We start from the raw sequence: 14,642 nt of genomic DNA on the forward strand, positions 1-14,642 counted from the left end.
TGTCTAATTCAATAATAGGAAATTTCTACCCTATGAGTTTCAAGCTGCAGCCTAGGCGCCTGGCTGCAGCTTGAAGGGCGACGGGTATCAGGAGAACAAGCCGCAGGCCACCCCTGCCGCTGCCAGGGCCAACAGCCCCAACATCGCTTTCACCGGTGACAATCCCCGCTTGGCCATCAGATACCAGGTCATCAGCACCACGATCAGCGGCATCAGGTTAGGGAAAATGCCGTCCAACATTTGCTGCAGGTGAATATTCACCCCGTCTTTGGTGATGAACTCCAGGCCGGTACCCAGTTTGACGTAGCTCGCGGCTACGCCGCCCATAACGAACACTCCCAGCAGGGAAAGCGCTTCTCGCAGGCGTGAGGACTTGCTGCTGACCAGCATTTCCACCGAGCCGGAGCCCATATGGTAGCCCTTCATAAACAGCCAGTAAGACCCGGGAATGACGATCAGGCTGAACGCCATAATGTAGAATAACGGGCCAATCACGCTGCCGCCGGCAGCCAGCGCCATACCGATGCTCAACAAAATGGGCAGCAACATGCCCGGCACCATGGAGTCGCCGATACCGGCCACCGGCCCCATCAGGCCGACCTTGAGCGTATTGATGGTTTCACCGTCGATCGGCTCACCGTTGGCACGTTTTTCCTCCAGCCCTATCACCATGCCGTTAACAATCGCGCCCAGCTGCGGCTCGGTGTTATAGAACGAAGTATGGCGGCGAATGGCCTCAATGCGCTGTTGTTTTTCCGGATACAGTTTTTTCAGCGCCGGCATCATGCTCAGGCAGAAACCGTAAGATTCCAGACGTTCAAAGCTCATCGACGACAGGTTGTACATCATCCAACTGCGCCAGCAACGACGCAGGTCCTGCTTATTCAATTTTGGTGTTGGCGTATCCATCAGAATTCATCCTCATCGTCAGCCTGAGGCGCGGCCTGTGCGGCAGCCGCCTGCGGCTCTGGCTTATAGTTGTAGTGAATCAATGCCAGCAGCGCGCCGACAATCACCAGCGCCACCATATTCAGCTTGAGGAAAACAATGCAGATGAACCCCACCAGGAAGTAAATCAGCATGCTGTAGCTTTTAATAATCTGCTTAAGAAGAATGGCGATACCGACCGCAGGCAGAATGCCGCCGACCACGTTCATGGTAGTCAGCACCAGCGTCGGCAAGCTGTCCATAAAGGCGTTGATATAGCGCGCCCCGAAAAAGACGGCGATAAACGTCGGTACAAAGCGCAGCAGGAAGTTGGTGACCTGCGGCCAGATGGCGCTGTTGAGGTAAATGCCCTGTTCGTCCCCACGCTCCACCGCCAGATCCGCGCGGTGGTTCCAGTAGGAATTGAGTACCATCATGGCATTGAACAGCACGGTGCCCATGATGCCGATAGTCGCTGCCAGGGCGACGGCCACCTCGGGCCCTTTACCGGAAAGAATGCCCAGCGCAATCGCCGGGAATGCTACAAAATTGAGGTCGGCCGGCATCGATCCGCCCGGTGTAACCATGGCGATATAAACCGCCTGTACCGCCACACCAATGATGATGCCGGTCTGTACATCGCCGAGGATAGCCCCCACCAGCATGCCGGAGACCAGCGGACGGCTGAGAATATACCAGCCTCCGGTCAGTCCCAGCAGCCAGGGGCTGCTCAGCGCGCCGAGATAGCAAAGTATCCCGATAAGCGTCGCTTCAAACCACATAGTTCACTCCCGCCGTTCAGGCTTATTTGAGTTTCTTTTTTGCATCCAGCCAGCTGAAATGGCTGGCATCCGGGACTAAACGGAATTCGATGGCATGGCCGTGTTCGGTCAGGAAATCGAAGGCTTCCGACTCTGTTACCGTCACGGATTGATTCGGGCCGATAGTCACCGTGTCTTTGCGGGCAGACATCGGGCCGACGTTGATTTTCTTGTTGCGATTGCTGAGGTCGATTCCTGCTTCCATCAGCCGTCGCAGTGTGACCGGCGATTTGCCAATCACGAAGTACTGCTTGTCGCTGGCAATCACCTTCGGCAGTTTTTCTATCGCCTGCTGTACGGTGAACAGCCATACCTTGGTGTCCTGCACTGCCCCTTTCATCACCGATGACAACAGCGGATCTGCCGCGACCTCATCATCAATCGCCACGATGCCGTCGCAGGGCAGCTCTTTCGCCCAGCGGGTTACCAGTTGACCGTGAATGACCCGGTCGTCGATACGTACGAATGAAATAGCCATACTCTCTCCTCAGAAATCGTCCATTTGCGCCGTCACCGCCGGACGGGCAAGCGCAATCGCCTCACCGCCCTGCGCCACCAGCTCCTGTGCCGCCAGTTGAACATCCTTTCCTTCCAGCAATTCGGCACTCATCAGCAACATCGGGAAATTCACGCCGGTCACTACCGCCATCGGCACTGGCGCATTGGGATCAAAGGCGTGACGACAGGCCACGTTGTACGGCGTACCGCACAACATGTCGCACAGTATCAACACACCGTCAGCCCCTGCGCTCACCCGACGCAGTTCGTCGGCAAAGTCCCGCTTAAAAGCCTCGATGCCGGCGCCTTCACTCAGACCGACATGGCTGGTCCCCGGCAACTCGCCGTAAACCATGCGCGCGCTGCTCAGTAACGCCTCGGCCAGCGGCCCATGAGAAGTCACAATCACTCTCAACATAATGTTTATCCCCTTACCCAGGCTTTGATGGTGCCCAGGGTTTTACCCAGGCTGCGACCATGTGGGCTGATGCGATACGCCCCGACCGCAGCCGGGACGATGAAGGTTTCCGCGTAATGCACCACAAAGGGAGCAAAATGGCCCTCAGGGCTTTCAACCACTGCCTCTTCCCCTTCCACCAGGTTCAGCACGTTCACTCGCCCTTCGGTATGGTGTAATACCGGTTCACTGAACCAGTGACGGCGGGTTTCGATAAATTCGCGCTCGTGCAGGCCGGTTCGCTCTTCCTGCCAGCCTTGCCCTTCAGCAACCGGTTCAACGTGGTTGACCAGATGCTCCGTTGCCCAACTGGTGTCGCATTGCCAGTTGATCACCTGCTCACCGTGCTGCAAATGCACCGGACGCGGCAGGCCATCTAATCCCACACGGCCCCAGTCCCACAGTTTGAAGGTGAAAATGTACGGCGTAGCGCTGATCTCCAGCACCATGGTACCCGCACCTGAGCAGTGCACCGTCCCAGCCGGGATCAGGAAGTGATCGTGTTTACGCGCCGGGAAGCGGTTCACAAAACGGCGATCGTCGAACGCCTTTTCACCTCTTTGGGCGGCCGCCAGATCGGCCATCATCGCCTGCGGATCGGTACCGTTTTTCATCCCCAGATACACTTCGGCGTCTTGCTCTGCCGCCAGAATGTAATAACTTTCATCCTGGGTGTAATGCATGCCGAAATGCTGTTGGATGTATTCCGTCAGCGGGTGCACCTGGAAGCTGAGGTTTTGCCCGCCGACGGTATCCAGCAGGTCAAAACGGATCGGGAATTCGGCGCCGAAACGGGCGTGTACGCGCTCGCCCAGCAGGGGCCTCGGGTATAACAGCACCAAATCCTGTGAGGGGATCTCGACCCGAACGTCACCAAAACGCATTAGCAGGCTGTTTTCCTCGGGCACGCAGTCAAAACACCACGCGTAGTTGGCTGCCATCGGGTCGAGATCGAACTGTTGTTTCATCCATTGACCGCCCCAAATACCGGGGTCAAAAAAGGGCACGACGCGGAATGGACGTTGGGTGACCTGCTGCAATCCAGCGTGGAATGCCTCGCCACTCACGGCCTTGGGCTTACCTGCCTGGTTGGTGTCCAACACCAGGTCAGCACGCTGCAACAACGGGGTTTTATGGCGATCGAACACCCGCCATTCCACAAAAAAGGCCCGCTTGTAACGACGCAACACGTCTTCGTCCACATTGGTTACGCCCCAGTTGCCCAGTTCACCACGGCGAAAACGCTGCTGGATTTCCCAGCGAGCCATGTCGGCATACACCAGCACATCGCCCTCGGCGATCAACGCCGCGCCCGGTCCATAAATCACTACCAGGCCACTTTCGACGCTCGCAATTTGATCGCGTAGCTGCTGCACGCGCTCATCATCAAAAAATTCAGGTAGTTGATGGCATGACAGCACGCCAAAAACGCGGTCATCGGTTAAGTTGCGTTCAATCATCGCGTGAATATGCGATTCATCATATTTGGCCAATTCGGCGTTGATACTGTTGGCTGGCTTCAGCGGATGGATAAGATTCTCGCTCAGTTCTGCCAAATTCACCCCAGGGTAGCAATCCACCACCAACAGGGTTTTGCGTAACCCGAGGGTGGTAACCTTGCGGCTGACTGCCTCGACCACCGCCGGCCAACCTTGCCAGGCGGCATGATCAAAGCCCTGAACCGCCACTTCCGGGTGTTTGTCATAGCTTGTTGCGTTGCGCTGTTGCTCTGTCATATCCTTCTGCCTATGCACTGAATAGATAGAAAAAGATTAATCGATTAACCTCATAACAAACAGGCTGATTAACGAGATTAACCTCATATAACGGATAATAACCCGCTAAAAAGCTTATAAATCGCGATCTTCGTCACACTCTATTTAACGGAATTACACAGAAAAAGGTTAATCGATATACCTTGATGTAAAAGCCAGTATCGACAGGAGATGAAATGAGCACCATAACCTTGGCGGATGTCGCCGCATACGCAAAAGTCTCCACCGCTACGGTTTCGATGGTATTGCGCAACCGTGGCCGCATATCGGATGAAACACGCAAGCGTGTGCTGAGCGCCATCGATCATCTGGGCTACGTTTACAATCAGACCGCGGCAAACCTGCGCAATCGCAGCAGCAATCAGGTCGGCCTGCTGTTGCACGACATCACCAACCCTTTTTACGCCGAGATGACCGCCGGACTGAGCCAGGAAATGGAACGCCATCAACTGATGCTGTTTCTGGCCAACAGCGAAGAATCGGCCGACAGGCAACAAAAATTTGTCGACTCGCTGCTGGAAAACAGCGCCAGCGGCATGGTGTTGTGTGCCGCCCGACAAACGCCGAGCCTGTTTTTTGAAACGCTGAAACGCCGCAAGATCCCGGCCATCATGGTGGTCAGGCCGGTGGCTGATGCGCACTTTGACTTTGTCGGCACAGATAACTTCCTTGGCACACAGTTGGCAACCCAGCATCTGTTGGATCTTGGCCATCGCAATATCGCTTTCATCGGAGGATCCATCAACTCCACCACCCGCGCGCAGCGGTTGGGGGGTTACACCAGCAAGCTGCTGGAACGGGGGATTGTGGTCAAGGGCGAATGGATCGTCGACAGCGAGGCCAGCCAAAGCTCCGGCGCCAAAGCTGCAGAGCAGTTGTTGATGGCCCATCCGGAAATCACGGCGGCGTTATGCTATCAGGACATTGTCGCGTTGGGCGTGATGCAGACATTACGCAAACTCGACCGCCAGATTGGCCGTGATTTCGCGCTGATAGGGTTTGATGATATTACCGAAGCGTCGCTGGTACAGCCGGGTTTGACCACCGTATCGGTGGCCTCCCGCGAGATCGGCCGCAAGGCGGGGGAACTGCTGTATAGCCGCATTCAAGGCAATGATGAGCCACCAAAACGCATCATCCTGCCGCCTTCGCTGGTGATCCGCCAATCCTGCGGCTTTGCCGATCAATCTACGCCGGCCTGAGGCCGGCGTAGAGCCTTTAGCCAACCTGCACCGACAGCATACTCAGTGCGCTCATCTCGATGCCCTCCACCGGAAGGGTTATCGCCTCTTTGCCGTCCCAACTGCCCAGTACGTATAACAGTGGGAGATAGTGTTCCGGCGTCGGGTTAGACAGCGCCGCGCCTTCGTGCTGCATAAAATTGACCAGCGGGTGGTTATCCCCCTGATAATTCAGGTTATCACGCACAAACCGGTCAAACGAAGTGGCCCACGGATAAGGCGTGGCGTCCCCCTGCCATTTTACCATCCGCAGGTTATGCACCACGTTGCCGCTGGCGACAATCATCACCCCCTGGTCACGCAACACCGCCAGTTTACGGCCCAGTTCATAATGGTATTCCGCCGGTTTGGTGCCGTCGATGCTGAGCTGCACGATCGGAATATCCGCCTCGGGATACATTTTGATCAACACGCCCCAGGTGCCGTGGTCCAGGCCCCATTCGCTGTCGTCTGCCGTGACAGTAATCGGCGCCAACACTTGCTGGATCTGCGCCGCCAGCTCAGGGGATCCTGGCGCCGGATACCGGGTATCGAACAACGCCTGCGGGAAACCGCCAAAGTCATGGATGGTTCTTGGTTTTTCCATCGCGGTCACCGCGGTGCCACGGGTGTACCAGTGAGCAGAAACGGCAATGATGGCCTTCGGACGCGGCAGCGTTTCACCCAGATGACGCCAGGCCTGGGTATAGCGATTTTCTTCCAGCGCGTTCATCGGGCTACCGTGGCCGAGAAAAAGTGCAGGCATACGAGAGCTGTTCATACAAGATCCTTGGTCAGTCGCAAACATGATGGGGACTAGACTACGCCGTTTGCCACGGCGACACAGCCGGATAACCGTGATGATGATCTTCAATAAATTTGAACGGTTAAAACGATAGAAACAATCAGCCAAATCCACTCGATTTATGCCTTTACTCTGTTAGTATCAGAAAATAAACGATAATTTCAGCATATAAGGAGACGACCATGTCCGTACCGCTGCTCCTGACCTTGCTGGCCGGCGGCGCCACCTTTGTCGGCGCCCTGTTCGGCATTATTGGCCAGAAGCCTTCCAACCGAATGCTGGCTTTTGCTCTTGGATTTGCCGCCGGGATTATGCTGCTGATATCGCTGATGGAAATGCTGCCCGCGGCGCTGCACACCGTCGGCATGTCGCCGATGATGGGTTACGGCATGTTCATGCTTGGGCTGCTGGGGTATTTCGCGCTGGACCGCATACTGCCGCACCAGCACCCGCAGGACCTGATGCAGCAACCGCTGAAACCGCACAACCTGAAGCGCACCGCGGTGCTGTTGACGCTGGGCATCAGCCTGCACAACTTTCCGGAAGGCATCGCTACCTTCGTCACCGCCAGCGCCGACCTGGAACTGGGCATGGGCATTGCGTTGGCCGTGGCTATCCACAATATACCTGAAGGTCTGGCGGTGGCCGGCCCGGTGTATGCCGCAACCGGCTCCAAGACCAAAGCCCTGCTGTGGTCCGGTATTTCCGGCATGGCGGAGATTCTCGGCGGCGTATTGGCGTTCCTGCTGCTTGGCCCGATGATTTCGCCGGTGGTAATGGCGTCGATTATGGCGGCGGTTGCCGGCATCATGGTGGCGCTGTCGGTTGATGAACTGATGCCGTTGGCGAAAGAAATCGATCCGCACAATAACCCGAGCTACGGCGTGCTGTGTGGGATGGCGGTGATGGGATTCAGCCTGACGCTGTTGCAAAGCGGCGGCATAGGTTAACGGTTTTCAGCCACAAAAAAAGCCGCATTACGCGGCTTTTTTCATCGTCAGAAGGTCAGTTCGTTATCAGCTGGCTTTCTTTTCGTGAGCCTGACGGTAAGCCACCAGATCTTCGATGGTCAATACGGTCATATCATGCTGTTTGGCAAACACGATCACTTCCGGCGCATGCGCCATGCTGCCATCGTCGTTAGTCAGTTCACACAGCACACCGGCAGGTTTGAAACCGGCCATAGAGACCAGATCGATAGTCGCTTCAGTGTGACCACGACGGCTCAGCACACCACCTGGCTGCGCGCGCAGCGGGAAAACGTGCCCAGGACGATTTAGATCGCTTGGCTTGGCGTTATCGGCCACGGCCGCACGGATAGTGGTCAGGCGATCGGATGCAGACACGCCGGTGGTCACGCCCTGCGCCGCTTCGATAGTCACGGTGAAGGCCGTCTGGAACTGGCTGGAGTTGTTGGTCACCATCATCGGCAGTTCGAGCTGCTGACGACGTTCTTCGGTGAGACACAGACACACAATACCGCTGCCGTGGCGAATGGTCAGTGCCATCTGCTCAACGGTCATGGTTTCTGCGGCGAAGATCATATCACCTTCGTTTTCACGATTTTCATCATCGAGCACCATTACACCGCGGCCATTGCGCAATGCTTCAATAGCTCGCTCTACGCGTTCTACCGGCGTGCCGAAATCTGAAAGTAGGGTCTGATTCATGGTAAAAAACCTCATTAAAAAATTATGGATTACCAGAACCAGGGCGATCTTGAGGAGTAGCTAGCAATAGCTAAAAAAATAACGCAAGCGGGCGCAAGCCCGGCAGATACCGTTACTCTCTCCCATCCGGACTATAACCGTCGGCCCCGGAATTACACCGGATCTGCTGACCTCTAACCAAACTGCAAGAGACTGGCTGAGCGCTCGCGGGCTTTCACCGTAGAAGGTGATTTACCGCCGGTGGGGACTTGCACCCCGCCCTGAGAATAAGCTTCTCGACTATAACGCTAATGATTAATCAGGGCAATTGGCAAAAGCACAATTCGGCCAATCACAGGGAATGCGGTTATTAGTTTATCCGGCGGGCAACTCGCATTACACTAGACGACAGCTATTAAACTCTGAAAGGGATACGCCATGATTGACCCGAAAAAAATTGAACAGATCGCACGCCAGGTGCATGAATCCATGCCTAAAGGCGTACGTGAATTCGGGGAAGACGTTGAGAAGAAAATCCGTCAGGTGCTGCAGTCGCAGCTTACCCGTCTGGATTTGGTCAACCGCGAAGAGTTCGACGTACAGACACAGGTGCTACTGCGCACCCGTGAAAAGCTGGCGTTGCTGGAACAGCGCATGAACGAGTTGGAAAGCAAGCTGAACGCAGCACCAGCCGCCGCACAACAGCCAGACGCAGAATAGTTACCGCTAAGGGCGCGGCATCGCGCCCTTACTGCCGTTTTAGCGCAGCCTTCGGCCTGCGTGGCAACACCAGCCAAATCAACGCGAACATCCCCAGCGCATACAGGCTTTTCCAGCCGATAATGACCATCAGCAGCAAACACAGCCCCAGCCCTACCGCCGCCATTAACCGCGAACGTCCGTGCAAAATTCGACAGCCCGCCAGCATACACAGCAGGTAGATCAGCACAAAGATGCCATTGGCATACACCAACAGCATATCCAACGGCAGTTTCAGCGTATAAATCAGCAGGGTAAACAGCAGGCAACAGCCCACCACCGCGCTTAATGCATTGACCGGTGCCTGTCCGGCGGACAGTTTAGCCAACGCGCTGGCTGGCCGATCCTGCGCCTGCGACCACACCAGCCGGGCGAAGCTTTGGGTATAGATATTCACGCTGGCAAAGCAAGCCAGATAACCTATGACGCAGGCTACCCACAACGCATGTTGCCCAAACAGTTGCACCACGATACCCGGCAACGACGCGGCCGCCGCCTGATGTTCACTGTATGCGTGAAAGTGCAACACCGCCACGGTACAACCCCAGTACACCGCCCCGGCGATCAGCAGGCCAAACAGCAGGGCACGCGGGAAATCGCGCTCAGGGTTGCGGAACTCGGTTGCCAGATGCGCAAAGGCTTCCAAACCGACAAAGCACCAGAACATCACCGCCAACGCGTGGAACAAATTAGGGGGAGATATTTCGTCGAGTGCTGGCCAGGGGATTTGAGCAGGAGAGATGCCGCCACGCCACCAAATTGCGGCGACCAGCGCCACCACCAGCATGGCGATCAGCGTTTGAATATTGGCGCTGGAACCGGCGCTGCGCGTGCCCAGCAGCCAAATCACCATCAGCGTGGCTATTTGCACCAGCAGCAGGCCATTGGCGTTCCAGCCGAACGCGGCCTGCCAAAAACCGGCGGCTATCTGTAATGCCGCAGGCAGGCCCACCGGGATCACCGACAAAAACAGCCAGCCGGTCACTTTTGCCATACGCGGGCCAAAAGCCAGACCAACAAAATGCGCAGCACCACCGGCGCTGGGGAAATGCCGGCCCAGAGCAGCAAAAGCGATGGCAATCGGGAACACCAGCGCAATCAATACCGGCCAGGCCCAAAGGCTATCGCCCTGCGCCACCTGAGCCGCCAGCGCAGGAACGGCGAACACCCCCGTTCCCAGCAATGAAGTGGACAATAGCCCAACGCCCTGCGCCAAACTCAATTCCTGCTTCAGTCCACTCACTGCCACCGCCGTTTTATCCGCCATACTTCAAGTTGTATCCGCGTCGGCTGCTTTTACTCACCCGATTACCGCCTTGATACCACTCGAATTATTTAGGCTAAAAAGAGTCTGTTAGCCACGCCCGTCTTTGATTGCCTTGATAATATTGGTGGTCGACAGGCCGTCTTCAAAGTTCAGCACCTTGACGTCGCCGCCGTTGGCCCAAACCTCGGCGCTGCCGGCAATATCTTCAGGTTTGTAGTCGCCGCCTTTCACCAGCAGATCCGGCAGGATATCGGCGATCAGGCGTTGCGGCGTGTCTTCTTCGAATGCCACAACCCAATCCACCGCTTCCAAGGCACCCAATACGATCATGCGGTTTTCCAGCGCGTTGACCGGACGGGTCTCGCCTTTCAGGCGCTTGGTGGAAGCGTCGCTGTTGACCGCCACAATCAGGCGGTCGCCCAGTTTGCGGGCATTCGCCAGATAGGAAACGTGACCGGCATGCAGAATGTCGAAAATGCCGTTGGTCATCACCACTTTTTCACCGCGCTGACGTGCTTGCGCCACGGCGGTTTTCAGCTGGGCTTCGGTCATGACGCCAAAGCCGGTTTCGGCACGGCCACGCACCGCGTTTTCCAGCTCGATCGGGGAAACGGTAGAGGTCCCCAGTTTGCCCACCACCACGCCGGCAGCGGCATTGGCCAGGAAACAGGACTCTTCCAAGGTGTTACCGGCAGCCAACGCGGCGGCCAGCACGCCAATCACGGTATCGCCGGCGCCGGTAACGTCAAACACTTCCTGCGCCTGGGTTGGCAGGTGCAGTGGCGGAACGCCCAATTGCAGCAACGTCATGCCGTGTTCGGAACGGGTGACCAGCAGCGCGGAGAGCTCAAAGTCCGCCACCAGCTTCATGCCGCGTTCGACCAGCTCGGCTTCGTCTTTGCAGTGCCCTACGACCGCTTCGAATTCAGACAGGTTTGGCGTCAGCAGCGTCGCGCCGCGATAACGCTCAAAATCGGAACCCTTTGGATCGATCAGCACCGGCACCTTGGCGGCCCGCGCCAGTTGGATCATGCTCTGTACCTGGCTCAGCGCGCCTTTGGCGTAGTCAGACAGCACCAGCGCACCAATTTGCGGCAGCGCCTGCTGGATGCGTTCCAGCATGGGTTGCGAATCGACGTTGGAGAACCCTTCTTCGAAGTCGAGACGGATCAGTTGCTGGTTGCGTGACAGCACGCGCAGCTTGGTGATGGTCGGATGCGTCGGTACCGAAACGAAATCACAGCGCACGTTCACTTCGTTCAGCTTGGCGCTCAGTGCACGCGCCGCGTCATCAATACCGGTCAAGCCCACCAGGCGTGAGTTGGCACCCAGCGAAGCGATATTCATCGCCACGTTTGCTGCACCGCCGGGACGCTCTTCAATGGTTTCAACCTTGACCACCGGCACCGGCGCTTCCGGTGAAATACGGCTGGTCGGCCCATACCAATAGCGATCCAACATGACGTCACCCACCACCAATACCCCGGCGCGGCGAAAATCAGGCAGTGTAACTTTCATCCGATAACTCCAAAAAAGTACAAAATTTTAGTGGCGCAGATATTACCACAGACGTCTGTAATAGCTGCAAAACGTATTGCGCAACCGGCATGCCTAACCCAGCCACTTCGCCCAACTGGTGCGAACCTGTTCTCGCTCGGCGGCAAATTGCCCCTTGGCGACCTTGCCGGAATGCTCCTGCAACGCCAGGTGGTGAATTTCATCGCGCATGGTGACGTAGGCCTGAGTGAGCGCCTGCGCCTCTTCTTCCGGCATGATGCCGTAATTGGCCATCAACTCGAAAATGCGTACGTTATCAGACCAACGCGTCAGACGGGGCTCGGTGCTTGCATAGCTTAAGACCAGATACTGGGCAATAAATTCGATATCGGTGATACCGCCCTCGTCGGCTTTGATATCAAAGAGTTCACGCTGCTTGTTACCGAGGTGATTGCGCATTTTCTCGCGCATCTCGCGTACCTCCAGCCGCAGCGTTTCGCCGTCGCGTGGTTTGCACAAGATCTCACGGCGGATCGCGTCAAACTGCTGATGCAGCGCCGGATCGCCATGGACGATACGCGCCCGCACCAGTGCCTGGTGCTCCCAGGTCCAGGCCTCGTTCTGCTGATAATCGGCAAAGGCTTCAACCGTGCTGACCAACATGCCTGCTGCGCCCGAAGGCCGCAGGCGAGCGTCCACCTCGTACAAAATGCCGGAGGAGGTGCGGGTACTGAACAGGTGCATGACGCGCTGCGCCAAACGCAGATAAAACTGACGGCCGTCGATGCAGCGATCGCCGTCGGTCATCACGTCCGGTGGACAATCCAGAATAAACACCAGATCAAGATCGGAACTGTAGCCTAGCTCCCAACCGCCCAGTTTTCCGTAGCCAATCACGGCAAAACCGCGCCCTTCCCGTTCCTGCAAATGGGTCGGTTGACCATAGCGAGCAACCATGTCGTTCCATGCTTGCTGCACCACCGTATCGATAATGGCCTCGGCCAGGTAGGTGAGGTGATCGCTCACTTTCATCACCGGCAGCGCGCCGGAAATATCCCCGGCTGCGATGCGTAACTGCTGCGCCTGTTTGAATTGACGCAATGCCTCAAGTTTCTGCTCTTCGTCATCTTCCGGTACCCGCAACAGGTACTGGCGCAGTTCGCTGCGGTAAGCGTCCGGGGCTACCGGCTGATACAACGTCGCCGGATCCAGCAGTTCGTCCAGCAACAGCGGATAGCGCGACAGTTGGTTGGCGACCATCGGCGAAGCGGCGCACAGGCGAATCAGATGGCTGAGCGCCGCGTGGTATTCCACCAGCAGCTCAAGGTAGGTGGTACGCGTTACGATGCTCAACAGCAGCTGGGTCAACCGCAGCAGCGCCGTCGGCGCATCCTGACGCGGACACACTTCCGCCAGCAAACGCGGCATCAATTGATCAAGCACATCGCGACCGCGCGGGCCGATAGTGCGTTTGTCGACGTCGTGACGAAACTCGGCGATGGTACGCAACATCTGCCTGCGCGCTTCTTCATCCAGATGTGGCGTCAACGGCGCCAGTTCGTGTTCTTCCAGTGCATCCTGCCACAGGCTGTGGTAGTGCTGATAATCGGGATCTTCGCCCACATCGGGGCTATCGTCGCCAATCAGGTCGTTAAATACCGCTCTGACCGCCTGCATATGCTCGTCCAGCGCCGCGAGCAGCGTCGACCAGTCGTCGAACCCCATGCCCCAGGCCAAACGGGCCTGATCGAGCTCATCTTGTGGCAGCGTCTGCGTTTGTTGGTCGGCAATGGCCTGCAGCAGGTTTTCCAGCCGGCGCAGGAACAAGTAGCTGGCGCTCATCACCTGTACCTGCTGCGGCTCCAGCAACCCCAGTTCCCCCACCGCCTGCAGCGTGGGCAGCAGCGATCGCCCCTGCAGAGCCGGCTCTCGCCCGCCGCGGATCAATTGGAATACCTGAGTGATAAATTCAATTTCGCGGATGCCGCCGGCACCCAGCTTGATGTTGTCTTTCAGCCCACGCCGCCGCACTTCGCGGGCAATCATGCCTTTCATATTGCGCAGCGACTGGATCACGCTGAAATCGATATAGCGACGGAAAACGAACGGCCGCAGGGTTTTGCGCAACTCTTCACTGTAGGCGTCTTCCGAACCGCCCATCAGCCGCGCTTTCACCATCGCGTAACGTTCCCAGTCGCGCCCCTGCTCCTGGTAATAGTCCTCCAGGGCGGCGAAGCTCATGACCAGCGGACCACTGTCGCCGAAGGGCCGCAGCCGCATATCCACACGATAAACAAAGCCGTCGATGGTTTGCTGATCCAGCGCCTTGATCAGCCGCTGCCCCAGACGGGTAAAGAACTGCGCGTTATCCAACTCGCGCCGTCCTCCCTGGGTCTGACCGTTTTCCGGGTAGGCAAAAATCAGGTCTATATCGGACGAGAAGTTCAGCTCGCCGCCGCCCAGTTTCCCCATGCCGAGGATCAGCAACGGCTGGGGTACGCCCTGGGCGTTGCACGGGGTGCCCCACTCACGGCAGCAGGTTTGATACAGCCAGTCGCGAGCGCTGACGATCAGCGTTTCCGCCAGCCCGCTCAGCTGCAACAGCGTCTCTTGCGTGCTGCACAGATTCTGCGCCTGCGCCCAGGCGATCCTCACCAGCGTCTCGCGGCGGAACAGACGTAACGCGCGCATCAGTTGCGCTTCGTCGCGCACATCTTCCAGCGTGTCTTGCAACCAGGCGGCGTAATGTTGCCACTCGTCCGCGACCGGTGGCTGTTTGCGCAACGTCTCCAGCCATTGCGGCTGACTGAGCAACATGTCGCAGACAAAATCGCTCGACGCCAAAACCCGCTGTTCCTGGCTGCTGAGCACGCAGTCCGCGCCCTGAGTTTCCTGAAAACGCTGCACGATGCTCTGTGCCTGAACCTGTAACCTGCTCGAGAGTGGCAACATAGTGAAGGATCCGTT

At 57.2% G+C, this 14,642-nt stretch carries 13 protein-coding genes and 1 riboswitch; of the genes, 3 read left to right on the plus strand and 10 right to left on the minus strand.

The features are described 5' to 3' along the window. Positions 1-87: 87 nt before the first annotated feature. From NR114_RS12185 to NR114_RS12205, 5 genes are read right to left on the minus strand one after another with little or no spacing between them, the layout of a single operon-like run. Entirely contained in the window at positions 88-909 is an 822-nt protein-coding gene (locus tag NR114_RS12185) for a PTS system mannose/fructose/sorbose family transporter subunit IID (RefSeq protein ID WP_020828701.1), read from the minus strand. After that, on the minus strand, positions 909-1,709 hold the full coding sequence (locus NR114_RS12190; protein ID WP_020828702.1) for a PTS sugar transporter subunit IIC: 801 nt from the start codon (positions 1,707-1,709) through the stop codon (positions 909-911). Before NR114_RS12190 ends, NR114_RS12185 begins: the two co-directional genes overlap by 1 nt. Positions 1,710-1,731: 22 nt before the next feature. Beyond that, positions 1,732-2,226, minus strand: a complete 495-nt coding sequence (locus tag NR114_RS12195) for a PTS sugar transporter subunit IIB (protein ID WP_020828703.1) — start codon at positions 2,224-2,226, stop codon at positions 1,732-1,734. Positions 2,227-2,235: 9 nt separating this feature from the next. Then, positions 2,236-2,664, minus strand: coding sequence for a PTS sugar transporter subunit IIA (locus NR114_RS12200; RefSeq protein WP_129941651.1), 429 nt, complete (start codon positions 2,662-2,664; stop codon positions 2,236-2,238). 5 nt (positions 2,665-2,669) lie between these two features. After that, positions 2,670-4,439: a class I mannose-6-phosphate isomerase gene (locus NR114_RS12205; protein ID WP_234529756.1), complete on the minus strand. Its 1,770-nt coding sequence runs from the start codon at positions 4,437-4,439 to the stop codon at positions 2,670-2,672. Between the two features lie 215 nt (positions 4,440-4,654). Between NR114_RS12205 and NR114_RS12210 the strand changes: the two genes are divergently transcribed. Next, positions 4,655-5,680, plus strand: coding sequence for a LacI family DNA-binding transcriptional regulator (locus NR114_RS12210; RefSeq protein ID WP_234529757.1), 1,026 nt, complete (start codon positions 4,655-4,657; stop codon positions 5,678-5,680). 16 nt (positions 5,681-5,696) lie between these two features. On the opposite strand, the gene ygiD is transcribed toward NR114_RS12210, so the two are convergent. Beyond that, complete coding sequence (ygiD, locus tag NR114_RS12215; RefSeq protein WP_020828707.1) at positions 5,697-6,479, minus strand: 4,5-DOPA dioxygenase extradiol; 783 nt, start codon at positions 6,477-6,479, stop codon at positions 5,697-5,699. A 206-nt stretch (positions 6,480-6,685) separates the two neighbouring features. Here ygiD and zupT point away from each other — a divergent pair, with 206 nt between their 5' ends. Beyond that, positions 6,686-7,453 carry a zinc transporter ZupT gene (gene zupT, locus NR114_RS12220; RefSeq protein ID WP_046372592.1) on the plus strand — a complete coding sequence of 256 codons (768 nt, stop codon included), beginning with the start codon at positions 6,686-6,688 and terminating at the stop codon, positions 7,451-7,453. 66 nt (positions 7,454-7,519) lie between these two features. Here the strand turns inward: zupT and ribB are convergent, their stop codons facing one another. Then, positions 7,520-8,173, minus strand: a complete 654-nt coding sequence (ribB, locus tag NR114_RS12225) for a 3,4-dihydroxy-2-butanone-4-phosphate synthase (protein WP_020828709.1) — start codon at positions 8,171-8,173, stop codon at positions 7,520-7,522. 110 nt (positions 8,174-8,283) lie between these two features. After that, positions 8,284-8,445: riboswitch (FMN riboswitch) on the minus strand. A 145-nt stretch (positions 8,446-8,590) separates the two neighbouring features. Here ribB and ubiK point away from each other — a divergent pair. After that, entirely contained in the window at positions 8,591-8,872 is a 282-nt protein-coding gene (ubiK, locus tag NR114_RS12230; RefSeq protein WP_048759826.1) for a ubiquinone biosynthesis accessory factor UbiK, read from the plus strand. 28 nt (positions 8,873-8,900) lie between these two features. Here the strand turns inward: ubiK and yjeH are convergent, their stop codons facing one another. From yjeH to glnE, 3 genes are all read right to left on the minus strand, one after another. Next, positions 8,901-10,154, minus strand: coding sequence for an L-methionine/branched-chain amino acid transporter (yjeH, locus tag NR114_RS12235; RefSeq protein ID WP_048759993.1), 1,254 nt, complete (start codon positions 10,152-10,154; stop codon positions 8,901-8,903). 111 nt (positions 10,155-10,265) lie between these two features. Continuing rightward, positions 10,266-11,696 (minus strand): bifunctional D-glycero-beta-D-manno-heptose-7-phosphate kinase/D-glycero-beta-D-manno-heptose 1-phosphate adenylyltransferase HldE, encoded by a 1,431-nt coding sequence (gene hldE, locus NR114_RS12240; protein WP_020828712.1) that lies wholly within the window; start codon positions 11,694-11,696, stop codon positions 10,266-10,268. Between the two features lie 93 nt (positions 11,697-11,789). Continuing rightward, entirely contained in the window at positions 11,790-14,627 is a 2,838-nt protein-coding gene (gene glnE, locus NR114_RS12245) for a bifunctional [glutamate--ammonia ligase]-adenylyl-L-tyrosine phosphorylase/[glutamate--ammonia-ligase] adenylyltransferase (RefSeq protein ID WP_234529760.1), read from the minus strand. Positions 14,628-14,642 lie beyond the last annotated feature (15 nt).

It is taken from the genome of Serratia sp. Ser99 (assembly GCF_024519545.1).
GTDB lineage: Bacteria > Pseudomonadota > Gammaproteobacteria > Enterobacterales > Enterobacteriaceae > Serratia > Serratia liquefaciens.